The sequence below is a fragment of the Enterococcus sp. UD-01 genome (genome assembly GCF_044909655.1).
In the GTDB taxonomy this organism is placed as follows: domain Bacteria; phylum Bacillota; class Bacilli; order Lactobacillales; family Enterococcaceae; genus Enterococcus_L.
Genome location: NZ_JBIYEU010000003.1, coordinates 147908 through 172291, shown reverse-complemented (window position 1 = coordinate 172291; position 24384 = coordinate 147908). Strand labels below are relative to the sequence as shown.

Annotated in this window: 23 protein-coding genes; 20 read left to right on the top strand and 3 right to left on the bottom strand. The window is 40.4% G+C overall.

The features are described from left to right. Both ABH902_RS04495 and ABH902_RS04490 read left to right on the top strand, forming a co-directional pair. Positions 1 to 1365, top strand: coding sequence for an FAD-binding oxidoreductase (locus ABH902_RS04495; protein ID WP_404589355.1), 1365 nt, complete (start codon positions 1 to 3; stop codon positions 1363 to 1365). A 42-nt stretch (positions 1366 to 1407) separates the two neighbouring features. Then, the gene (locus ABH902_RS04490) at positions 1408 to 2229 is read left to right on the top strand and encodes a class I fructose-bisphosphate aldolase (protein WP_404589354.1); all 822 of its coding nucleotides are present in this window, start codon (positions 1408 to 1410) and stop codon (positions 2227 to 2229) included. Between the two features lie 57 nt (positions 2230 to 2286). Here the strand turns inward: ABH902_RS04490 and ABH902_RS04485 are convergent, their stop codons facing one another. Beyond that, the gene (locus tag ABH902_RS04485) at positions 2287 to 2505 is read right to left on the bottom strand and encodes a hypothetical protein (protein WP_404589353.1); all 219 of its coding nucleotides are present in this window, start codon (positions 2503 to 2505) and stop codon (positions 2287 to 2289) included. A gap of 1 nt (position 2506) precedes the next feature. Continuing rightward, on the bottom strand, positions 2507 to 2815 hold the full coding sequence (locus ABH902_RS04480) for a putative quinol monooxygenase (protein ID WP_404589352.1): 309 nt from the start codon (positions 2813 to 2815) through the stop codon (positions 2507 to 2509). A 68-nt stretch (positions 2816 to 2883) separates the two neighbouring features. Between ABH902_RS04480 and ABH902_RS04475 the strand changes: the two genes are divergently transcribed. The 10 genes from ABH902_RS04475 to ptsG all read left to right on the top strand — a co-directional run bounded on the left by ABH902_RS04475 (position 2884) and on the right by ptsG (position 13871). Beyond that, entirely contained in the window at positions 2884 to 3234 is a 351-nt protein-coding gene (locus ABH902_RS04475) for a MerR family transcriptional regulator (protein WP_404589351.1), read from the top strand. A 480-nt stretch (positions 3235 to 3714) separates the two neighbouring features. Further along, a complete protein-coding gene (locus ABH902_RS04470) occupies positions 3715 to 5634 on the top strand; it encodes a BglG family transcription antiterminator (RefSeq protein ID WP_404589350.1) in 1920 nt (639 codons plus the stop codon). Position 5635: 1 nt separating this feature from the next. Next, complete coding sequence (locus ABH902_RS04465; RefSeq protein ID WP_404589349.1) at positions 5636 to 6109, top strand: fructose PTS transporter subunit IIA; 474 nt, start codon at positions 5636 to 5638, stop codon at positions 6107 to 6109. Between the two features lie 13 nt (positions 6110 to 6122). Then, a complete protein-coding gene (locus ABH902_RS04460) occupies positions 6123 to 6437 on the top strand; it encodes a PTS fructose transporter subunit IIB (RefSeq protein WP_404589348.1) in 315 nt (104 codons plus the stop codon). 23 nt (positions 6438 to 6460) lie between these two features. Then, on the top strand, positions 6461 to 7531 hold the full coding sequence (locus tag ABH902_RS04455) for a PTS fructose transporter subunit IIC (protein WP_404589347.1): 1071 nt from the start codon (positions 6461 to 6463) through the stop codon (positions 7529 to 7531). A gap of 83 nt (positions 7532 to 7614) precedes the next feature. Next, positions 7615 to 8310, top strand: coding sequence for an HAD family hydrolase (locus tag ABH902_RS04450; protein WP_404589346.1), 696 nt, complete (start codon positions 7615 to 7617; stop codon positions 8308 to 8310). Between the two features lie 258 nt (positions 8311 to 8568). Next, a complete protein-coding gene (locus tag ABH902_RS04445) occupies positions 8569 to 9849 on the top strand; it encodes a class II D-tagatose-bisphosphate aldolase non-catalytic subunit (RefSeq protein WP_404589345.1) in 1281 nt (426 codons plus the stop codon). 302 nt (positions 9850 to 10151) lie between these two features. Beyond that, positions 10152 to 11144, top strand: coding sequence for a sugar-binding transcriptional regulator (locus tag ABH902_RS04440; protein WP_404589344.1), 993 nt, complete (start codon positions 10152 to 10154; stop codon positions 11142 to 11144). A gap of 223 nt (positions 11145 to 11367) precedes the next feature. Continuing rightward, positions 11368 to 11802 carry an RDD family protein gene (locus ABH902_RS04435; protein ID WP_404589343.1) on the top strand — a complete coding sequence of 145 codons (435 nt, stop codon included), beginning with the start codon at positions 11368 to 11370 and terminating at the stop codon, positions 11800 to 11802. An 8-nt stretch (positions 11803 to 11810) separates the two neighbouring features. Next, complete coding sequence (gene ptsG / locus ABH902_RS04430) at positions 11811 to 13871, top strand: glucose-specific PTS transporter subunit IIBC (RefSeq protein ID WP_404589342.1); 2061 nt, start codon at positions 11811 to 11813, stop codon at positions 13869 to 13871. A 78-nt stretch (positions 13872 to 13949) separates the two neighbouring features. On the opposite strand, the gene ABH902_RS04425 is transcribed toward ptsG, so the two are convergent. Further along, positions 13950 to 14726 carry a glycyl-radical enzyme activating protein gene (locus ABH902_RS04425; RefSeq protein WP_404589341.1) on the bottom strand — a complete coding sequence of 259 codons (777 nt, stop codon included), beginning with the start codon at positions 14724 to 14726 and terminating at the stop codon, positions 13950 to 13952. A 145-nt stretch (positions 14727 to 14871) separates the two neighbouring features. On the opposite strand from ABH902_RS04425, the gene ABH902_RS04420 reads away from it, so the two are divergent. From ABH902_RS04420 to ABH902_RS04385, 8 genes are all read left to right on the top strand, one after another. Beyond that, entirely contained in the window at positions 14872 to 15615 is a 744-nt protein-coding gene (locus ABH902_RS04420; protein WP_404589340.1) for a DeoR/GlpR family DNA-binding transcription regulator, read from the top strand. Between the two features lie 136 nt (positions 15616 to 15751). Next, a complete protein-coding gene (locus ABH902_RS04415) occupies positions 15752 to 18193 on the top strand; it encodes a glycyl radical protein (RefSeq protein ID WP_404589339.1) in 2442 nt (813 codons plus the stop codon). Between the two features lie 163 nt (positions 18194 to 18356). Further along, positions 18357 to 19037 (top strand): fructose-6-phosphate aldolase, encoded by a 681-nt coding sequence (locus ABH902_RS04410; protein WP_404589338.1) that lies wholly within the window; start codon positions 18357 to 18359, stop codon positions 19035 to 19037. A gap of 26 nt (positions 19038 to 19063) precedes the next feature. Beyond that, entirely contained in the window at positions 19064 to 20158 is a 1095-nt protein-coding gene (locus ABH902_RS04405; RefSeq protein WP_404589337.1) for a glycerol dehydrogenase, read from the top strand. Between the two features lie 166 nt (positions 20159 to 20324). After that, positions 20325 to 22280: a BglG family transcription antiterminator gene (locus ABH902_RS04400; protein ID WP_404589336.1), complete on the top strand. Its 1956-nt coding sequence runs from the start codon at positions 20325 to 20327 to the stop codon at positions 22278 to 22280. Continuing rightward, positions 22270 to 22725 carry a PTS sugar transporter subunit IIA gene (locus ABH902_RS04395; RefSeq protein WP_404589335.1) on the top strand — a complete coding sequence of 152 codons (456 nt, stop codon included), beginning with the start codon at positions 22270 to 22272 and terminating at the stop codon, positions 22723 to 22725. The genes ABH902_RS04400 and ABH902_RS04395 overlap by 11 nt, the downstream gene beginning before the upstream one ends. Positions 22726 to 22737: 12 nt before the next feature. Further along, positions 22738 to 24075: a PTS galactitol transporter subunit IIC gene (locus ABH902_RS04390; protein WP_404589334.1), complete on the top strand. Its 1338-nt coding sequence runs from the start codon at positions 22738 to 22740 to the stop codon at positions 24073 to 24075. Between the two features lie 12 nt (positions 24076 to 24087). Then, a complete protein-coding gene (locus tag ABH902_RS04385) occupies positions 24088 to 24372 on the top strand; it encodes a PTS sugar transporter subunit IIB (RefSeq protein WP_404589333.1) in 285 nt (94 codons plus the stop codon). Positions 24373 to 24384 lie beyond the last annotated feature (12 nt).

The following is a 24384-nucleotide window of genomic DNA, read 5'->3' as shown; positions in this document are numbered from 1 at the left end:
ATGGATTTCATCACTGAGAAGGAAGCAAAGAAAAAATATATCATCGATTGGTGGCCGGCAATCAATAAATGGCCGCAAGCAAAACTAGACGCACATTTACCTGAAATTGTGGCAGTTCCTAAAGATGTTGCAGAGGTTCAAGAAGCTGTAAAATACGCATACGATCATAATTTGGCTGTAGTGCCATTTGGCGGAGCTTCCGGTGTTTTAGGCGGTATTGTTCCTGAAAAACCATCGTTAACAATTGACATGCAAAAAATTACTGGCGTTGTAGAATTCGACCAAGACAATCATTTAATCACAGTGAATGCCGGCATGTTCGGTCGTGAGCTGGAAGATTATTTAAATGAACGCGGCTATACAACCGGGCATTATCCTCAATCGATTGATTTAGCGACCGTGGGTGGCTTGGTAGCTACTAAATCTGCCGGAACGTTTAGTAGTAAATACGGAAATATTGAAGACATGCTGCAATGTGTGGAAGTTGTTTTACCCAATGGAGAAATTTTCAGCAACCGCAATGTGCCGCGTTCTGCGACTGGACCGCACCTTCCAACTCTCTTTATTGGTTCAGAAGGAAGCTTAGGAATTATTACTAAAGTAACCTTAAAAGTCTGGAAAATTCCGGAACGTCGTGAATTTCGCGGGATTGAATTTGATACGTTAGAAGATGCTATTATGACAGCGCGTGAATTTTATCGTCGGGACATTGTGCCTGCTGTTGTGCGTATTTACAACCCGGCGGAAGCTCAAAACCTTTATGAAAAAATCAATCATCGCTCCGATAAAGTATTAATGGTTGTTGGGATTGTGGGCGCAGAAACAGTTGCACCTGAGATCATGAAACAGGTATTATTAACAGCAGAGAGAAGAACCGGTCATGATCTTGGTTCTGAAATTGGACATGCTTGGGAGCAGCATCGTTACAATGCAGACTGGCTGGAAGATGGCAATGCTGAAGATACAATCATTGCAGATGCAATTGAAGTTTCCGGCAACTGGACGGTATTGCCAAAAATGTACGACGTTGTTTCTAAACGTTTGGAAGGTAAAGTGGATAAGCTATGGGCGCATTGCTCACATTGCTATCCAAGCGGTGCCAATATTTACTTCATTATCTTTGCTTCCGGTAAAGATGCGGCAGATACCTTAAACAAATTCAATGAAATTTGGGAAATTATTATGGAAGGCGTTCATGAAGCAGGTGGTTCAGGTGCACATCACCATGGCATTGGACGTCAGCGTTTGCCTTGGTTCAAAGAAGAAATCGGTGCGGTGTCTCACGAAATATTGGAAAAAATTAAACAGGACTTTGATGAAAAAGGTGCCTTCAATCCGGGAATTTTAGGTTTAGCTACGAAATAATTTTGAGCTACAAAAAAATCATAATAAAGGGAGAATAAAACAATGGTAGTGAAAAATACGAATCAAGTCGGCAAAGAATTACGCATTAGTCGTTTTTTAAATCCAGAATCACAGCGCTGTGTCATGGTCGCTTATGCACACGGAATTTTATTAGGACCAATTAAAGGCATGACTACAAATGAAGAAATAAAAGCGCAGACTAAAACCTTGCGTGCAGCAGATGCAATCTTGATGCCAATGGGCTTTTTACCAGCCTGTCAAGAGTTGTTTACGGGCAAAGATGCACCTGAAATGATTGCCTTGTACGACTGGCAAAGTGTTTCTCGTCCTAAAAACCATGTCGGCTATGTTGAAGGAGCAGTGGAGCCGGTTACTTCCATTGAACGAGTATTAGCCAGCGGTGCAACCGGTGTGATGACTTATTTATTTATTGGACAGGATGATCCAGAGATAGAAGCAAAAGAGATGCGCCGTAACTATGAAGTGAATGAACTCTGCCAAAAATATGGTTTAATTCATATCATTGAGCCGCGTGTGATTAAAAGTAAAGAAACCAATCCGGACGGTACTATGAAATTTGATTTAATGAAGGTTCACACACGAATGGCAGCTGAGCTGGGAGCTGATTTCATTAAAGTAAAATATCCGGATACACCAGAGCAACTAAAAGAATTGCAGGACATTTCTCCTGCACCGCTAATGGTTGCTGGGGGCTCAAAAATTGCGGACAGTGATGCAGATGCGATGGCTCAAGCCTCAGTAACTGCTGGCACCGCCGGCATCGTTTTTGGTCGTAATATCTACCAAGCAGATGATCCCAGAGCTGCATTAGAACGCTTCAAGAAAATTGTGCATAAAAATTAATCAATAAAAGATCGGGACAAACAGCTATTTTACTTCTGTCCCGATCTTTTATTTTATTTAGTAGAATAATTTTTTCAAAAAATGGTGCATTAATTGCGGTAAAAATCGGCCTAAGATCGTAATTAATACAAAAACCAGCAACCAAGTTTTCAGCCAGAGAAACCATCGAATAGAACCATTCGCCAAAAAGTGTAATAGTAAGGTCAGCAAGCCGGTAGTCACTAAAGAAGTCAGCAGTGAATGAACAAGAGTATAATATCTTTTCGACAGTTTCATCTTACAAGTGAACCTTTTCTGAGCTTTCAAAAAATTCAATTGTATCCAGCTCCGCTTTGAAAAATTCTTTGGTATAACTTTGTTCATGATGAGCATAAAAGGCTGCTTGATCCTGCCAAATTTCCCATAAGGCAAAGCGCTCCCGTTCCTTCTCCAAGGGAACTACTTGAAATAAAATACAGCCGGGTTCTTTGACTGTTTGTTCGCACAGCTTTTTTAACGCTGCGGTCAGTTCGGCGTAGGGGACTTTTCCAGTGGATTGAATTACAGCAGTACAGTACAAATAAGGTGTTGCTTCATTTAGTTTCATCGATTATCCTCCTTTATTTGTGTTAAGCTTAATCTATGGAGTATACTCGATAGCAAGGAGAAATGTAGATGTTAATTAAAGAATTTGCACTCAAAACTGGTCTTACGATTGACACATTGCGCTATTACGAAGAGGAAGGACTGTTGCTGCCGGATAGAGATGACCGGAATTATCGAATTTATACCGAGGAAGACTATTGTTGGGTCCAGTTGCTGTTAAAAATGAAACAAACAGGTATGACTTTAGCCGATATCAAAACCTTCGCTGCCCTGCAAAAGCAAGGGGATACGTCCTTGGCTAAACGAACTGCTATACTGGAAAAACATATGGTTAAATTACATGAGCAGCAAGAGCGCCTTTCAGAAACGATTGACTTTGTTACACATAAGATAGAAGGTTATCGTCGAACGCTCTCATAACCATTAGAATTGAGGAGCTTTAAGCTCAATTCCAATCATTCATCCTAAAAAGGTGAATGGTTGGAGTTTTTTTGTATGTAAATTGAGGTTGAGCCAAAAGTCGTTTAGGTTCGAGCAATTGGAGTAAAAGACGACCAATATGTTTTTTATATTGATCGTCTTTTATGAAATTGCCGAAGAACCTGACTTTTGGCCACCGTTTATTCGTAAGTAGATGGGACAAAACTGTTTTTAGTTTTGTCCTATCCACTTAGAACTAATAAATTTTCGGAAGCGGTGTTTTCGTCCTTTAAGAAATTTGTAAAACGTTAATAAGCCGCAAGAAAAACAAATTGCAACAACTAAACAAATGAATTGCAGTACTTGTTGCAGGAAAATGTAATATTCAAAGGATAACCGGGTCATTATAATGAAGATATATTCATGATAACGCTATCAAATAAGGGCCTTTATTATTAAGTTAAGGAAGTGTTTATCATTATGCTTACAAAACGGCAAAAAGAATTTCTTGAACTGTTGGCTGAACAAAGTGATTTTCAAACAGTTGAGTATTTTGCAAGCAAGTTAGGAGTTTCAAAGCGTACGGCTCATTCTGAGCTTAAGATTATTGAAGAATATATCCAAAAATCTGGTGAGTATTTGGAAAAAAAACGGGGAGTTGGCATTGCTTTAAGGAAGTTAAAGGAAAGCAGCTTGCTGGAGGAAGCTAGAGAGGAAAGTGATGTCTGCTCAACGATCAATCGTAGAATTCAATTGATGAACATGCTGCTCTTTGAAGATAAAAAAGTCAGTTTTAATTATTTATCTGAATTTTTTATGGTAAGTAAAACCTCAATTGTTCGAGATTTTGAACTAATCATGAAAATTTTGAAAGCGGGTTCATCGATTAAGCTGGCTAACGATGCAAAGGGAACTTTTTTAAGTGGAACGGAAGAGGATTTTCAAAAAGCCTTCCTGCAATTTAATCGTTATTTATTCAGTAATTCTGATTATTATTTAGGTAGTGATTTTACTGAAAAAATAAAATTGCTGGAGCCTTATTACGGTGAAACTTTAATCAGTGTTTGTACCAATATTTTGTACACGTATGTTAGAGAAAATATTAACGTTATTTCGGATTATTACATCCAAAACGTTTTGAATATTTTTGTTATTTTAGTTTATCGAATTCAGCAGCAACAACATTTAGATAAAAAAAATTTAAGACAAGTGAAGGAACAGGATTTGTTTTTTGAAAAGAGTGCGGTTCAAATGATTCACAAAGCAGCTTTACGCTTAAATTTAGCCTATACCAATGAAGATGTTCAATACTTCTCACAGCAGTTAATATCCAATCGTTTTGAACCATTGCCGGAGCAGGAAACGGATACGGACATTACTAACCAATTATTATTTAAGGTTTCAGAAGCGTTGACCATTGATTTTTCTAAGGATCGTGAGCTGGAAACACAATTGAAAAATCATATTCCTCCTATGTTATATCGCTTACGCTCTAACAATAAGGCGGAAAATCCGTTCACTTCACAAATCAAAAATGAATTTTCACTGACCTTCAATGTAATTTGGGTAGTTTTAAGCGAATATGAACAAAGCCTAGCTATTCACTTCAATGAAGATGAAATCGCCTTTTTGACGATGTATTTTCAGGCCGCTATTGAACGAGCGCGGATGAACCGTAAAATTCTAGTGGTTTGTCAAATGGGGATTGCGACTTCAGAGTTGCTAATTAACCGAATTAAAAGTGTGTTACCGTCATTGGACACCCTGGAGGTAGCATCTTTTGCTGAGTTAGAGCAAAAGGAAACAGCAGACTATGACTTAATTATTTCTACAATAAAAGTCACTATTCCCCACAAAAAGGTGGTATATGTTTCCCCCTTTTTAACGGATAAAGATATTGAAAAGATTCATAACTCCGGCTATCGTCCTAAAAAAATAAGTCAGGTGGCACAGGTTACGCGAGGGCATCATTTACAAAAATTTGTTCGCCGGGAGTTTATTTATTTAAATGCGGCTTATTCGTCTAAAGACGAGCTCATTTCTCAGGTTGGGCAGGATTTAATCGCCAAGGGCTATGTGCAGCCGAAATTTATTGAAAGTGTTAAAGAGAGAGAAGAGTTTGGAGGAACGGATTTACCTTCTGGAACTACTGTACCTCATGGGAATTCAATTTATGTAAACCAGACGGTGATCGTAGTGGTTAAAAACCGGAAAAAAATCAAATGGAGCAAGTACTCAGTTGATCTCGCTTTTTTGATCTGTATTGCCAAGCAAGACACGTTTCAAACGAGAAATATTTTAGCTGATATTTATAACCTAATTGATAATAATCAAGGCTTGAAAGAATTAAGGAATGCGAACTCAAAAGAAAGATTATACAAGAAACTCGGGAGTGAATAGGATGGGAAAAATGCAGGAAACAGAAAAAGGAGTCATTTCTCCGGAGCTGATTTTTTTGGATCAGAAAATGTCCAATCAAGAAGATGTCATTCAATTTATCGTAAAAAAGGCTGCTTCTTCAAACTATGTTTCAAACGCCGCAGAATTATATGCAGCTGTAAAAAAACGTGAAGCAGAGGTTTCAACCGCCATTGGCTATGACATTGCTATTCCTCATGGAAAAACAACCGCTGTTACACAGCCGTTTATTGCATTTCTAAGAGTGCAGGAAGCATTCCGATGGGCACAAAGTAACGAAGAAAATGTTCGGCTTATTTTTTTAATCGGTGTTCCTCAAGAAAGTGAAAATAAGCTGCATTTAAAGTTTATTTCTCAATTAAGCAAAAGACTGCTAAATGATGAATTCAGAGAAAAATTAATAACAGAAATTGACCCAAATAAAATTTTTGAGCAATTAAGCTCAATTGAAATTTAAGGAGGAATTAGTGATGAAAGTAGTAGCAGTTACAGCATGTCCCACAGGAGTGGCCCATACGTATATGGCTCAGGAAGCAATTGAAAAAGAATGTCGCAAGCGTGGTTATGAAGTGCAGGTAGAAACCCAAGGCAGTATGGGGATTGAAAATGAGCTTGAGCAAGCAGATGTTGATGCAGCAGATGCAGTAATTTTGGCCGTAGCCATTGGTATTGAAGGTGAAGAACGCTTTGATGAGAAAACGGATGCGGGAAAAGTTTTAGTCATTGACCCCGGTGAAATGATCAAGCATCCTGCTGAAATTTTAGATAAGGTAGAAAAACTTTAATAAGACACAGGGAGCTGAAAACAATGAAAAAAGAAAATAAATTTTTTAAGGATTTGCAGAAAGCCTTTAATACTGGGGTATCCTTTATGCTACCTGCCGTAGTAGTGGGCGGGATTTTTCTGGCGGTAGCCTTAGCCACGGGGAAAGCAACGGATGCAGGGATGGAAATTACCAGTCCCTTCATGAAAAACCTAAATGATCTGGGAGCAGCCGGTTTTGCTATGATGATTCCGCTACTTTCAGGATACATTGCTAATTCCTTGGCAGGCAAGCCGGCGTTAGCGCCAGCTATGATTTTAGGCTATATTGCGAACAATCCAATTGGCGAGGGTCAAGTAAAAACGGGCTTTTTAGGCGCGATGATCATGGGTGTAGCGGTTGGTTATTTTGTTCGCTGGTGCAAAACGTGGAAAGTACCTGCAACTATTCGTACGATTATGCCGATTTTAATTGTGCCTGTCGTGACAACCTTCTTTTTAGGAATGATTTATATTTATATCATTGCTGTTCCAATTGGAGCTGCAATGGATTGGTTAGTAAAAGTGTTAGGTCAGATGCAAGGCGGCAGCGCAATTATTTTAGGCTTGATTATTGGAGCAATGACAGCCGTTGATATGGGAGGACCAATTAATAAAACGGCAACTGCATTTACGTTAGCTTTAATGTCGGAAGGAATTTATGCCCCAAATGGCGCGCATAGAATTGCAGTTGCGATTCCACCTTTAGCGTTGGCGATTTCAACCTTTATTGACCGGAAAAAATATACTTCTGAAGATAAGGATTTGGGGATTTCCGCCTTTTTCATGGGCTTAATTGGTATTACAGAAGGTGCGATTCCTTTTGCCGTAAAAGATATTAAGCGGGTGTTGCCGGCCATCATTATCGGTAGCGCAGTTGGTGGAGCGCTCGGAATGGCCAATGGCGTTGAAGCGTTAGTTCCGCATGGCGGCTTGATTATTTTGCCGGTTGTAAATGGTAAGCTGTGGTATGTACTGGCAATGCTGATTGGAACATTGGTATCAGTTGCTATTTTACATTTTACAAAACCGAATCTGGATGAGCCGGACAATCAGAAAAATAAAGCTGAAAAATAAAAAGCAACGGACAAACTAGTGGAGATTGCGACATTAAGCAAAAACTTATGTTGCAGTCTCTATTTTTTAGGAGTGAAAAGATAATGGACGCTTTAATTTTTGATGTTGATGATACGCTGTATGATCAATTAGTTCCTTTTCGGCAAGCTATAGAGAAAAATTTTTCACTGGGGAATCTTTCAGTAGAGGCACTTTATTTAAAAAGTCGCCAGTTAAGCGATGCTGTTTTTCATTTAACGGAGAAGGGGGAAATGGCGCTTTTAGAGATGCAGATATATCGGATACAGCAGGCGTTAGCTTTTTTTGGAAGAACGATTTCGCGAAAAGAAGCCATTCAATTTCAGCAGGATTATCAGTTTTTCCAGCAGCATATTCATTTAATTCCTGATGTGGAGTCTACCTTGGATTTTTGTCTTCAAAAGAAGATTCAATTGGGCATTATAACTAATGGTCCGGCCCAACATCAAAGAAATAAATTGCAGCAGCTACAGATCGAAAGGTGGCTGTCACCTGAGCGGATATTTATTTCTTCAGAGGTTGGTTTGGCAAAACCTGATGTTCGTATCTTTAACTATGTTCAAAAGCAATTAGGCTTAACGAAAGCCGTGACTTATTATTGTGGCGATTCTTTGGAAAATGATGTTTTGGGTGCGAAAAATGCAGGCTGGCAAGCTATTTGGAGTAATCGCCGCCATTACCCGCCAAAGAGCCAAACGTATGATTATATGCTAACTGCTCAGCATTCTTTGTTTGCCTTTGTTCAAGCGCAGGTTTCTTAGTTTAAAAAGGGCAAAGAGCTGGATGGCGCAAAAGATGGAACGCTGGCTTTTTCTATTGTTGCTTTTCTGATGCAGGACAGTGCTTTTGATAGTTCTAGCCAATGTCTCTTGCAACGTGAAAACTTGCAACAAGTCTACAAGCGCGTGGTGAAACTTGTTGCAGAAAAATGTAATATTCAAGCTGTCTGGATGACCGTATACTTTAAGTGTGTTAACCAATGCTACTCAAAAAGTCAAAGAAATGGAGATGTAGACCCAATGGAAAAATTACCAATAAAGCAGGTGGTAGAAGGGTTACTGAAGTTGCAAGCAACAGGTGCGAGCGCTACCTTGCTGGGGATTGGCCCCATGTCAAAAAATTGTGTGCAGGCAACATTAGAATTATCTAAAGAAGACGATTATCCGGTGATGTTTATTGCCAGCCGCAATCAGGTAGACGCGGATGAATTAGGTGGCGGCTATGTTAATGGTTGGAATCAAGCGACCTTTGCCCAAGCAGTAGCAGAAGTAGCTGCTGACATTGATTATGATAATTTATACTATTTATGTCGGGATCACGGCGGACCCTGGCAGCGCGACAAGGAGCGCAACGACCATTTGCCAACTGAGCAGGCAATGGCTTTAGGTAAGCAGTCCTATGTTGCCGATATTGAAGCAGGCTTTGATTTATTGATGATTGATCCAACGAAAGATCCCTTTGAAGTTGGCAAAGTAATTCCTTTGGAAACTGTTTTAGAGCGGACGGTTGATTTAATCGCCTATTGTGAACAAGAACGTAAGGCGCGCAACTTACCGGAAATTGGTTATGAGGTAGGGACAGAGGAAACAAATGGCGGTTTGACCTCAACAGAAACGTATGAAACATTTATTATCCGCTTGAAAGACGAGCTGGGAAAACGCGGGCTACCAATGCCAACCTTTATTGTAGGACAAACAGGTACCCTGACTCGGAAAACAGAGCAGGTCGGTACGTTTAATTTAAAAAATGCCTATGACTTAGCTCAAATGGCTAAAAAATATGGTGTGGGTCTAAAAGAGCACAACGGGGATTATTTAGATGATGTCACGCTGCTGGAGCATATTCCTTCACAAATTACGGCAACAAATGTGGCTCCGCAGTACGGAACAGAAGAAACGCGGGCTTATTTAAATCTTGCTTCCGTCGAAGCTAAGCTAGTAGAATACGGCTTGGTGTCTGAACCCTCACAAACACGAGAGGTCCTTTTAGAACATGCAATCAAAAGTGAACGCTGGCGCAAGTGGATGATTGGTGAGCAAAAGGAATTAACAGTCGAACAAATTATGACTCAAAACGATACTGTTTTACAAGCTGAAATTCTAGATATTGCTGGTCATTATACGTTTAATGATCAAGAAGTAAAAGCTGAAATTGAAAAAATGTATGCCAATTTACACGCTCATAATATTGACGGTCAACGGTATGTAATTGACCATATCAAACGACCAATTAGAGATTATGCTGAATGCTACAATTTAAAAGGTGCAACTAGCCGAATTAAAGCGCAGCTTAATCGATAAACAAATATCGCTAAAAAAATAGCTGGAACAAGTCCGTGCGAATGTCACGATTTGTTCCAGCTTTTTTAGTATCTTTCCAGAGAGGGAGCAACTCTAGCGGGAAGACAAAACTAAAGAACACGTTTAAAATGGTGGCTAAAAATCATGCTTTTCAGTGAAATGCCTGATATAACCTAAAAGAACAATTAGCAGAAACGGGCTTACATTAGAAATCTAAATTCGTTTCATACGATGCTTTTTAATGATAAAATAAACGTAAGGATATTTGTAGATGACTAAAGTGTTAACGGAAAGGAGCAGGTATGAACGAAAAGAGAAAAAAATTATTGGCTAAGGTTGCCTATCTTTATTACATTGAAAATCAAACGCAAGCAGAGATTTCAAAGGCTTTAGGTATTTATCGAACAACCATTAGTCGCATGCTCGCAACAGCTAAAAAAGAAGGAATTGTCAAAATTGACATTAGCGGCTTTGATTCAAATGTTTTTGCTTTGGAAGAATACTTTAGAAAAAAATATGCGCTACAGCAGGTAGAAATCGCTGTGAGTCATTCTACGGCGACAGAAATACATAAGGATGAAGCACTGGCTGAGACAGCGGCCAGCTTTATTAGGAATCTTGTTGCGGATAATCAGGTGGTGGGTATTTCCTGGGGTGCGACCTTAAGCCGCATGATCGAGAAGCTGGAAAACAGACATGTGGAAAATACTGTGTTTTGTCCGTTAGCCGGTGGTCCCAGTCACATCAATTCTAAGTATCATGTCAATACATTGGTGTATGAAATGGCCAGAAAATTTCATGGAAAAAGTGCCTTTGTGAATGCCACAGTCGTACAGGAATCAGAAAGATTAGCCCAAGGCATTCTGCGGTCTAAGTATTTTCAGGATATTCTAGGATATTGGGAACATTTAGATATTGCTATTGTCGGCGTAGGTGGCAGTCTTGATGAAAGCAGTAATAGCCAATGGCGCGATTTACTAACAGCGGAGGACTATCAGGTGCTGGCTCAAAATAAGGCTGTCGGGGAATGTTCGTGTCGTTTTTTTGATCAAACAGGACAGCTGGTACACAATGAGCTGCAAAAGCGTACGATTGGTATTCCGCTGGAAAAAATCGGTGAGCTGCCTAAATCAGTGGCCATTGCTAGAGGAAAGTCAAAGGCTCAGGCTATTTTAGCCATGCTTCGTAAAAAATATATCAATTGCTTAGTGAGTGATCGCGAAACTATTATAGCGATTTTACGTTTGGATCAGGATGATTCATTCAAAACGAGTAGTTTGGATCAGGAGCGTTAGTAAGTACAGGAATTTCTTCCTAGTGCGTACTAACGCTTTTTTGTTAGGAAAAAGCTGCTCTTAAGAGGAGACAGGATTGTTTAGAGTAAAAAAATTTGAAAAGCACAAATGTGCAATTTGAATTTTATTGAACAACTGTTGTTGACGAAAACGTTTTCAAAAGATATTCTTTTACTTACGAAAGACATTTAATTTGGTTTCAAAAGAAGAAAGGAGAAAAGTTATGCAGGGAAGCTTAAAAAGGAAGAGAATTTTTGCTGCTGTGACGGATGTTTTTATTTTTTCTGTGTTGGTTCGTGTCTTGCTTTTTGGTTTTTATCAAGCAGGTCTTAAGCCAGAGGGAGCATTGTTTTTAAGCCTATTTAGTGGAGGAGTGTTGAATTATGTGGGTATTCCCTTGTTTTTAGGGAAGCAGACTCTAGGAATGAGAATGAACGGATTGATGTATAGCTTTGTGAAAAAGGGCACGTTTGAAAATGGACTTATATTGACTTTACGTTTTATTGTGCAGTTTGTGTTGAATGTTGTGTTTTTGGGCGCACCGCTGGCCTTGAATTTATTTTGCCTATTATGGCGCAGGGAAGGACGTACGCTGACAGATCAGCTTTTTTCTCGGGTGATGTCAATCGACTATTCATTGGTGATTAGAAAGGGATGAGGAGTTTTATGAAGAAATTATTTGGTATTTTACAGAAGGTAGGAAAGTCATTAATGCTGCCGGTAGCGACATTGCCGGCGGCCGGTATTTTACTCGCATTCGGTAATTTATTTCATCAGGAAACCGTGTTAACTCAGTTTACTTTTTTACAGGCCGGCTGGTTTCAGGTCGTTGCTGATGTAATGGAGCAGTCAGGCTCGATTATTTTCGGTAATTTGCCGTTGCTCTTTGCCATCGCGGTTGCCATTGGACTGGCCAATAATGATGGCAGTGCAGCTTTGGCGGGAGTTGTCGGGTATTTGATGATGAATATGGCGATGGGAGCTGTCTTAGGGATTACGCCGGAAATGGTGGCTGAAAATGGTCAAAAATATGCTACTGTTTTAGGAATTCCAACACTGCAAACAGGTGTTTTCGGAGGGATTATCGCCGGTGTTATCGCCGCAAATTGCTTTAATAAATTCTATAAAATTGAATTGCCTGCCTATTTAGGCTTCTTTTCAGGGAAACGCTTTGTTCCTATGGTGACGGCAGTGTTCTCATTATTAGCAGCGAGTATTTTGTGTTTTATCTGGCCGCCGATACAGGATGGTTTGAATGGTTTTTCAGCCACTGTTATTGAGGCCAATCAAACGTTAGCTGTGTTTATCTTTGGTGTCATTGAACGGGCTTTGATTCCCTTTGGCTTGCATCACGTATTTTATGCGCCATTTTGGTTTCAATTTGGCTCTTACACCTCTGCTTCTGGTGCGATCATTCATGGGGACCAACAGATTTTCTTCCAACAAATGCGTGACGGCGTTCCATTGACTGCCGGGGCCTTTATGACTGGTAAATTTCCATTTATGATGTTTGGCTTGCCGGCTGCGGCCTATGCAATGTATAAGGAAGCAAAACCAGAAAGAAAGCTAATGGCTAGCGGGATTTTACTTTCCGGAGCGTTAACTGCATTTTTAACTGGAATTACTGAGCCCTTAGAATTTTCATTTCTTTTTATTGCTCCAGCTTTGTACGGGATTCATTGCTTGCTAGCCGGTGTTTCGTTTGCTGTGATGAATATTTTAAAGGTAAAAATCGGTATGACTTTGTCCGGCGGTCTGATTGATTATATCTTGTTTGGCGTATTGGTCAATCGTACTGCGTGGTGGTTGGTGATTCCGGTGGGGCTCTGCTTTGCTGCAGTCTATTACTTTGTGTTCCGTTTTATGATTGTTAAATTAAACCTGCCAACACCTGGACGTGAAGATAATTCTAAGGAAGACGATCTGGATATCGTAACTAGCGGGGACAATCTGGCAGTAAGCTGGGGAATTATTGATGCACTGGGTGGTAAAGCCAATCTTCGCTCGGTGGAAGCTTGTATTACTCGCTTGAGAACTGTGCTGGCAGATAATTCCATTGTTGACGAAGCGACCTTAAAGAAATTAGGTGCGGTAGGCGTGGTTCATGTGGGGGATGGATTTCAAGCAATTTTTGGTGCAAAATCAGATATTTATGCAACGACGATTAATGAGATTATCGCTTCAAATATGCAAAAACCAGCTGAATTTGACTTTCAAAAAACAATTTCTGTAGAAGAGCCTTTAACGATTCAATTGCAGGATGCCTGCGCCGGTCTGAAAGATAAGATTGTTTCACCGGTGGCTGGGAAAATTCTGCCAATGAATGAAGTGCCTGATCCAGTATTTTCTCAAAAGATGATGGGCGATGGTTTTGCGATTCTGCCAGAGAATAAAACCATTGTTTCACCGATTGACGGAAAAGTAGTCAATGTATTTCCGACTGAACATGCCGTGGGTCTGATAACGGATTGCGGCATTGAAGTGATTGTTCACGTGGGTCTGGATACCGTGGCGCTAAAGGGCAAAGGGTTCCAAGTGCTGGTAAATGAAGGCGACCGAGTCTACAAAGGACAAAAACTTTTTGTGGTGGATTTTGATTATCTGAAAGCACAAGGCAAAAATACAATGACGATCGTCGCTTTCCCTAATTTAGTGAATAAAGAAATTAAGATTATTGCAGCGGACAATGTTTCTGAAAATCAAGGATTAATTGTCGATTTAGCTTAGTGAGCCAGAACAACCGTGTTTAGAGCAAGTAAAAAAGACGAGCAAGGTGGATGAACCGACCGTGCTTGTCTTTTTTACTTAGTGGACATAACAGGAAATAGCATGCTCTTCAAAAATAGTCTTAAAATAATCAAGTTCTTCTGTATGCAGCTGCGGAATATCTTTCATTGCATAATCGCGATCTAAAAAAGTATATTTCTTTTCGCCAAATTGGTGAAACGGCAGTAGCTCTACTCGGCCAACATCTAAACGGTTAAACAAACGCGCAAAAGCCTCGGCATTTTCATCTCCATCATTAAACCGGGGAATGACGGGCACTCTAACGACTAGGTTAGGGTGTGTGTGTAAGGCATACTGTAAGTTATTCAAGATTGGTTTTAAAGACACACCCGTTCCTTCTTTGTGTTTTTGCTCATCGTGATGCTTTACATCAAAATAGAGGAGATCCACTTGTTCAATATAGCGTTTAAAGACCGCTTCTTTAGCAAAGCCTGTCGTTTCACTGGCAGTGTGAATGCCCTTTTCCTTTAAACGGCGCAATAATTCAGTCGCAAATTCCGCTTGAAAAAGGACTTCACCACCGGATAAGGTCACACCGCCGCCGGATTCTTCATAAAAGGGCTGATCCTTCATTACCTCAGTGATGATGTCGTCCATTGTTTTATATTCTCCAACCAGCGACTGGGCTTTTTTATGAGAATCCCACATTTGTTCAGGGGTTCCCGCCTGCGATTCAGGATTGGAGCACCAAAAGCATCTTAAAGGGCAGCCTTTAAAGAAAACAACTGTACGAATACCGGGACCATCATGAATACTAAATTTTTGAATATTAAAAATACAGGCTTTATCAATCATCTGGACACACCTTCCTTTTTTGTTAATTTTAGCACAAGTTTATTCTTACGTAAATATATTTTATTTCGTACGAAAGTTATATGTTTTTCTATATTGTTGTCAAAAAGAAAATATGCTATTCTGATAAAAACAAAGGAGGAGCAGCATGTCCAGAGAAGAGGAAATCCTTTCTATAGTTAGCAAGAAGAAAAAAATCGAAGTCAATGAGCTTTCAGAATTACTAAACGTATCCAAAGTAACGATTCGTAAAGATCTCGATAAGCTTGAAGCTAGAGGCCTTTTGCATCGCCAGCATGGATATGCCTTATTAAATAATACAGATGATATTAATTACCGCTTAGCGCAAAATTATGATCTTAAAAGAAAAATCGCTTTAGAAGCCAGCAAGCTGATTCATGACGGCGATGTGATCATGATTGAATCCGGCTCAACCTGCGCCTTACTGGCAGAAGAAATTGCCTTTAACAGAAATGACGTGACGATTATTACGAACTCGTGCTTTATTGCTTCTTACGTTAGAAAAGCGGATTCAGTGAAGGTTATTTTAATTGGCGGCGAATACCAGAAAGAATCTCAAGTTAACGTAGGACCATTGGTGAAGCAGGTCATTAGCGAATTTTTTGTCGATAAATTATTTGTAGGCATTGACGGCTTAGACCCAAACAGGGGCTTTACCGGTAGTGATTTAACTAGATGTGATACTACGAGAACCTTAGCTACGGCTGCTAATCAGACCATCGTATTAACCGATTCAAGTAAGTTCACGCAAAAGGGCGTTGTCTCGGAATTTGGTTTTAACGAAATTAGCAAAGTCTTTACAGATGCCGGGATTGAAGAGCAGACGCTTGCCTTTTTAAATAAACAAAAAATTGATGTTATTACGGTTTAGATATTGCACAAATGTGCAATATTTTTTTTTCGCTTGTTTCCTTTATTCTGCAGTTGACGGCACTGATTTTCACGTGGTATTATTTCTTCGTAAGAAACGATAAATAATTACGAACGAAATAAAAGGAGGTAATATCATGAGTACTCAAATCAAAGAAAAAACAGTTGTGAGCAACCAGCCTTATTTTGGTCATTTATCTAAGCGTATGAACACTTATCGGGAAGCTGTTTTGAACAAAAAACCGTATATCTGTGCCGAACGCGCACTATTGGCAACGGAAGCCTACCAAAAATACCAAAATCAGCCGAATGTCATGAAGCGGGCGTATATGCTGGAAAATATTTTGAAAAAAATGTCGATTTATATTGAAGATGAAACACTAATTGTAGGAAATCAGGCCGCTTCAAACAAAGATGCGCCGATTTTTCCGGAATATACATTGGAATTTGTGTTGAACGAGCTGGATTTATTCGAAAAACGTGACGGCGATGTTTTCTATATTACTGAAAAAACGAAGGAGGATTTACGCTCGATCGCGCCTTTTTGGGAAAATAATAACTTAAGAGCCAAAGCCGGTGCTTTATTGCCGGAAGAGGTTTCTGTCTTTATGGAAACCGGTTTTTTTGGAATGGAAGGGAAAATGAATTCTGGCGATGCACATTTGGCTGTTGACTATCGCCAAGTGCTGGAGGTCGGTTTGGCCGGCTATAAGCAACGTACCTTAAAAGAAAAAGCGCAGCTTGATTTAACCGATCCGCAAAGTATTGATAAATACCACTTCTATAATGCGATCCTAATTGTATTGGATGCTGTAAAAGCCTACGCAGAACGCTTCGCTACTTTGGCACAGAAAATGGCAAAAACGGCAGCACCGGCTCGAAAAGCAGAATTACTGGAAATCAGCCGGATTTGTTCAAAGGTACCGAACCAACCGGCAGAAACTTTCCATGAAGCGGTGCAATCTGTCTGGTTTATTCAATTGATTTTGCAAATTGAGTCAAATGGACACTCACTTTCCTATGGCCGCTTCGATCAGTATATGTACCCTTATTTGAAGTCTGATTTGGAAAAAGGTAAAATAACAGATGAACAAGCAGTGGAGCTGTTGACGAATTTATGGATTAAAACCTTAACAATTAATAAGGTTCGCAGCCAAGCACATACCTTCAGCAGTGCCGGCAGTCCTTTATACCAAAATGTAACCATTGGCGGTCAAACCAGAGAGAAAAAGGATGCGGTTAATCCATTATCCTACTTGGTTTTACGAAGTGTGGCTCAAACGAAATTACCACAGCCAAATTTGACGGTTCGTTATCATTCCGGCTTAGATCCTCAGTTTATGAATGAATGTATCGAAGTAATGAAGCTTGGCTTTGGCATGCCGGCGTTTAACAATGATGAGATTATCATCCCTTCGTTTATAAATGTGGGCGTTAAAGAAGGGGATGCGTATGACTACAGTGCGATTGGTTGTGTGGAAACCGCTGTTCCGGGTAAATGGGGCTATCGTTGTACGGGTATGAGCTACATGAATTTTCCTAAGATCTTGATGATTGCCATGAATGATGGGATTGATCCTGTTTCAGGTAAACGTTTTGTCAAAGGCTATGGGCATTTCACTGAAATGAAAACGTTTGAAGAGCTGCAAACTGTTTGGGACAAAACAGTACGGGAATTAACTCGAATGAGCGTCATTGTTGAAAATGCGATTGATTTAGGTTTGGAACGTGAAGTACCGGATGTTTTATGCTCGGCGTTAACAGAAGATTGTATCGGCAGAGGCAAAACCTTAAAAGAAGGCGGTGCTGTCTACGACTTTATTTCAGGATTGCAGGTAGGGATTGCTAATTTAGCTGATTCATTGGCAGCGATTAAAAAGCTGGTTTTTGAAGAAGGAAAAGTCAGTCAAGCTGAACTTTGGGAAGCATTAATAACGGATTACGCAAGCGACCGCAGCAAAGAAATTCAGCAAATGATTATCAACGACGTACCTAAATACGGCAACGATGATGACTACGCCGATCAATTAGTGACGAAAGCCTATGACAGCTACATTGATGAAGTGAAAAAATACCCAAATACCCGTTATGGTCGCGGACCGATTGGCGGCACACGCTATTCCGGCACCTCCTCCATTTCAGCCAATGTGGGGCAAGGAAAAGGAACGATGGCTACTCCTGATGGTAGAAACGCTTGGGTACCTTTAGCAGAAGGCTGTTCACCGGCTCATAACATGGATAAAAATGGTCCGACCTCTGTATTGAAATCAGTTTCTAAGCTAAGAACGGATGAAATTATTGGAGGCGTCCTACTCAACCAAAAAGTAAATCCGCAAACCTTAGCCAAAGAAGAAGACAAACAAAAATTAATCATGCTGCTGCGGACTTTCTTTAATAAATTACATGGGTATCATATTCAGTATAATGTGGTTTCCCGTGAAACGCTGATTGATGCCCAAAAGAATCCTGAAAAGCATCGGGACTTGATCGTCCGGGTAGCCGGCTACTCAGCCTTTTTCAATGTATTATCCAAGGCAACACAAGACGATATCATTGAGCGGACAGAGCATGTCATATAAACCAAAAGCCTAATGAAGCATTCAGCTCTAAGAGCAATGATCAGTTGCTTCTTGGAGCTTGGCTTCTATTGGGCAAAAGCAACAATTAGACAGAAAATATTGTGAAAAACAGCACAAGATAAAACTACAGAAAAAGTAGAAAATAGAAAGTGAAGTGTACGGAATGGAATTTATGCTGGATACCGCAAATTTAGACGAGATAAAAAAATACGAAGCCATCATTCCCTTAGCAGGTGTAACCTCTAATCCTTCTATTGTAAAAAATGAAGGGAAAATTGACTTTTTTGCTCATATGCAACAAATCAGAGCCATTATTGGATCTGAAAAATCCCTGCATGTTCAAGTAGTTGCTACAGATTATGAGGGCATGCTGAAGGATGCTGAAACGATTTTAGAAAAAATTGACCGTAACGTTTTTGTCAAGGTTCCCGTTAGTGAAACAGGCTTAACGGTGATTAAAGAGCTGAAAGCTCGCGGAATAAACGTAACCGCAACAGCTATTTATACAAAGTTCCAGGCGTATCTGGCGATTGCTGCGGGAGCGGATTATATTGCGCCTTATTTTAACCGGATGGAGAACCTAAATATTGATCCAAAGGCTGCGCTTACGGAAATGGCACAGGAAATCGCCCGCACAAACAGCCGGACCAAAATTCTGGCTGCCAGCTTTAAAAATGTCGGTCAAGTCAATGCAGCCCTTGAATGCGGTGCACAAGCAGCGACGATGGGAGCCGCGATCATTCAGCAAGCCTTTGCTATGCCGTCCATTGAGCAGGCAGTGACTGACTTTACGCAAGATTGGGAAACGAGTTTTGGTGAAGGAACGACCATTTCTTCACTTTAATGAATACATTTTTTAGGAGGTTCGTTATGGAAAAAGTATTTGCAAGTCCCTCAAGGTATGTCCAAGGGAAAGGTGTGCTGGTCACAGGCATCAATCATATCAAAGCATTAGGCAGTCAAGCGCTGCTACTATGTGATGATGTTGTTTGGAGCATTGTGGGTGAAGCCTTTAATGAGAACTTGGAAAAAGCAGGGCTGACGGTGACGCATGTACCATTCAACGGTGAAGCTTCGACAAAAGAAATTCAGCGTGTGAGCGAAATTGGTACGTCGACTAACTGTGACGTTATCATCGGTTTAGGCGGCGGCAAGACGATTGATGCGGCTAAGGCGATCAGTGATCAATTAACCGTACCGGTGGCCGTGGTCCCTACCATCGCCTCAACGGATGCACCTACTTCGGCGTTATCCGTCATTTATTCAGAAACCGGCACGTTTGAAAAGTATCTGTTTTATAAGAAAAATCCGGAATTAGTGCTAGTGGACACAGGTGTTATTGCTAAAGCACCTTGTCGTTTACTGGCGTCCGGAATTGCAGATGCACTGGCAACTTGGGTAGAAGGACGCTCCGTGATTGAAGCACATGGTCAAACCATGAGCGGTGCGGCGCCAACCTTGGCAGCAGAAGCGATTGCAGCAAAATGTGAAGCAGTGCTGTTTGCCAATGCCTTTCAAGCAATGGAGGCTTGCCGGGCTAACGTAGTTACACCTGCTTTAGAAGCAGTAGTAGAAGCAAATACCCTACTTAGCGGGATTGGTTTTGAAAGCTGCGGCTTAGCAGCGGCACATGCGATTCACAACGGCTTTACGGCATTGCATGGCGAAATTCATACATTGACGCATGGTGAAAAGGTCGCTTACGGAACGTTAACACAATTATTCTTGGAAAACAAACCGAAAGAGCTACTGGATAGCTTTATTTCTTTCTATCAAGCGTTAGGTTTGCCAACAACATTGAAGGAATTAAAACTGGAAAATATTACTTATGAAGAGCTGCTGAAAGTAGGGAAATTAGCAACACAGCCAGGCGAAACAATTCACCAGATGGCAGCTAGCTTTACAGCTGAAGATGTGACGGATGCATTATTCGCAGTGGACGCATATGTTCATTCTTTGAACTAATTAAATGAGTAGGCAAAAAGAAGCGAGGGATCGCTTCTTTTTTTGTTTCTCTAATAGAAAGTCGGAGTAAGAATTACCACATTAATGTGGTAAGTACATATTATTTACTCTTAGGCCACCATCAACTAAGATATACATAAGGAAAGCGCTTTCTGGAGGTGGGTATATGTTTTTAAGTAAAAGAGAGAATCAATTATTACGTTTATTGCTGGAACAAACGGATTATCTACCGGCCGCATTTTTTCAAAAGAAGCTCTATGTTTCTCCCAAAACGGTGTACAACGATTTGGCTCATTTAGAAGAAAAAATTAGAGAAACAGGCTTGCACATCTCACGACTACCCAGGAAAGGAGTCAAGCTGGAAGGCGATCAGGCTGCTAAGCAAAAGGCCTATCGTTTATTGATTAAAAAAGAACAGGTTATTGATGCTTTTTCACCAGAATACCGCAAGCTGTTTATTTTCGCCAACTATCTTTTTGCGGAAAAGCCGATGCACTATCAAGAATTTGCGGATTATTTTTACGTCAGCTATCAATCGATCAAAAAAGATGTAGATGAAATTTTAAGCTTTTGCCGTAATCGGCAGATCCAGGGGAAGCTGACGTCAGCCGGTCTGCAGCTGGATACAGTAGAATCTATTAAACAGCGGACTTTCAAAGCTTTTCTAGAGGAATATATTGATAGCGCCAATGCGAACAGTCCATCTGTTCAAGGCCTATTTTCACCACAAATCATTGAGTTAACGAGAACATTGCTTTCAGAAATGTTACAGGCGATCGGTAGACAGCTAAACAACTATTTTATTGAATCATTGACTTTTTCATTGGCAATCTTTATAGCCAGAATTCAGAAAAATCAACATATCGAACGGCAGGAACAGTTAGTTTTTGATGAGCTTAAACAAATGAAACTGTATATGTTGGGGATTTCATTTGCGGAGAGAATGGAGCAGGAGCTGGCAGTAACCTTGACAGATTCGGATATTCAATATATTTGTTCGTTGTTATTGGCACACGGAATTGAACCGTATATGCAAGTGACTGAAAAGCAGGAAAATCAGGTCGTCGAAGGCACCAAAGAAATTATTCGGAAGATGTCGGAATTATTGAAAGTAGATTTAACGAAGGATCAACTCTTATTACAGGCATTATTATCACATATCGTCCCTATGATTCACCGGCTGAAAAATGGCATGTTTATCAAAAATCCGCTCATCAAAAGCATTAAAAAGCAATATTCTACCATGTTTACTTTAACGAAATATGCGATTGGCGAGCTGGAAAAAAGCTTTGGCATTTCTTTAACCGAAGATGAGGTTTCCTTTTTAACGATTCATTTTCAGCTGGCTTTCGAAAAGGTCAAGGTCACCAAGCATATTTTAATTGTCTGTAGCTCAGGTCTGGCGACTTCAGAGCTGATTTTTAACCGGATTAAGCAGACGATTTCAGCAGATGTCATTTTAGAAATTATTCAAGCAGAAAAGCTGGCCAGTACTTCACTGGAAGTTGTAGATTTGATTATTTCCACGATTCCTTTAGAAGAAGAAACAACACGCGTATTGTATGTTTCGCCATTACCGACAACGGAGGAAATCGCGAAAATATCCGCCAGCATTTCTAATTTGAATGAGAATGAAAAAAAGTTTCACTCACAGCAGTATCAAAGCTCGGAGCTATTGCAAAAATATTTAGATATAGCCTTTTTATTCATTAACCAATCCTTAGCAACCAAGGAAGCCGTTTTGGATTTTTTAGCGAATGATTACCTACAAAAAGGCTTGGTGACCGCAGACTTTAAACAATCATTGATCGATCGTGAAGAGCTGGGCAGTACGGGATTAAAGACGGGAGTTGCGATTCCTCATGCTGATCCGCAAACAGTAAAAACAACGAAGCTGGCCTTTGTTACGCTGGCATCCCCAATTCGCTGGGGCGATACCGAAATTCAGCTGGTTGTACTACTAGCTATCGCTGAAAAAAATATGACAGAAGCTAAAGAGCTAATTGCTTCTATTTATGATTTGTTTAATTCTGCTGAAGAAATTCGCTGGGTGGTCAGCAGCCAAAATCAAGAAGAGCTTTATCGTAGACTTTTAAGAGGAGGGAATGCGCATGTTTTTTGACCGTCAGATTGCCTTGCTGAAACAAAAACCAGCTTCGCAGGAAGCAGCCTTTCAGCTGTTGGCAGATGAACTTGTGAAAGAGCAATGTGTCAATGCAGATTTTTTAGAAAATATTATTAAAAGGGAACTTGTTTTTCCCACCGGGCTGGAAATTAATGGAATCGGCGTTGCCATTCCCCACACTGATAGTCAGTATGTGAAAGAATCTCAGGTCGCTTTTATGTCGCTTACAGAGCCGATTCCGTTTATCGAAATGGGAACAAACGACAAAGAAATTCAGGTTTCCTTATTGTTTATGCTGGCATTAAAGGAACCTCATGAACAATTGGAAATGCTGCAAAATTTAATTGAAATGTTTCAAAAAACGGGCGTATTAGAAAAGCTGCTCGCGGCTGAAACAATTGGGGAATATCAAGAAATTATTCAAAAAAATGGCTTAAATTAAGGAGGAAGCACCATGTTAAATGCGTTACAGTGGTTTGTTGATTTAGGTTCTATCGTAGTACTACCGATTTTGATTTTTATCTTCGGCATGATTTTAGGTACAAAACCGGGCAAAGCTTTTACCTCTGCTTTAACCGTCGGCGTTGGCTTTGTCGGCTTGAATCTGGTTATTGATTTATTAAGCAACAGTCTAGGACCGGCTGCCCAAAAGATGGTTGAACGCTTTGGCTTGAATTTAACGACGATTGATGTTGGCTGGCCGGCTGCTGCGGCGATTTCCTATGGTACGATTTTAGGCAGTTTGGCAATTCCGATTGGCGTTGTTTTAAATATTGTGTTGATTATTCTAGGGTTAACTAAAACTTTGAATGTGGACATTTGGAATATTTGGCACGCGGCGTTTATTTCTTCATTAGTTTATGCTTTAACCGGCAACTTTGCGCTGGGGATTGCAGCGACAGTGATTTACTTGATGATGATTCTGTTGATGGGGGATATCTTAGGACCGGTAATCAATAAGTTCTACGGCTTTCCGAATATTACCTTCCCTCATGGAACGGCTGCACCTGGTTTTGTCTTTGCATTGCCGATGAATTGGCTGTTTGACCGCATTCCTGGCTTAAAGGATTGGAAGGCGGATCCTGAAACGATTCAAAAGAAATTCGGTGTCTTTGGTGATTCAACCGTTATGGGCTTTTTGATTGGTTTAGTAATCGGTGTTCTGGCAGGATATGATGTGGCTGGAATCGGTCAATTAGCTGTGAAAACCGGAGCAGTTATGGTTATTATGCCGAAAATGGTTGCTTTGTTAATGGAAGGCTTAACCCCTATTTCAGAATCTGCCAATGAATTTGTCAAGAAACGTTTTCCGGGACGCGAATTATACATCGGAATGGATGCGGCATTGTCTGTCGGACATCCGGCGGTCTTATCATCTTCATTATTACTAGTGCCGATTACAATCTTACTAGCCGTTATTTTACCGGGAAATACCACTTTGCCGTTTGGCGATTTAGCAACGATTCCGTTTCTTGTCTGTCTGATGGCTGCGGTATTCGGAGGCAATATTATCCGAACAGTCATTGCCGGCACCCTTTATATGACCAGCATATTGTATATTACTTCTTGGGTCGCACCCTTGGTTACTGCCGCAGCGAAATCTGCGAACTTTGATTTGCAGGGGAATTCTACGATTACTGCATTGGCAGAAGGTGGTTTGTGGACTACTTGGGCTTATGTTGGCTTAACCAAGCTGTTGAGCTGGGGCGGTTTAGCCATCATCGGAGCTATCGTTGTCATTGGGTTAATTTACGTGAATAAAGTATTACCAAAAAGACAAGCAGCAAAATAGGAGGAAAGACTTATGAAAAAATTATTAATTATGTGCGGAACAGGCGTTGCTACATCAACCGTTGTCACCAATAAGGTCAAAGAATGGTTAAAGGAAAAAGGTTTATCCGATCAAGTGAAATTGTATCAGTCCAAGGTTGCTGATGAGGTCAACAGGATTGATGATTATGACATTGTCGTTAGTACAACGGTTGTGCCCGATTCTATTAAAGACAAGGTCATCATGGGCTTGCCGCTGTTGACAGGAATCGGCACGACTGAAATGTACGATGAAATTGAGCAAAAAATCAAGGCGTAAAGGAGAGTTAAA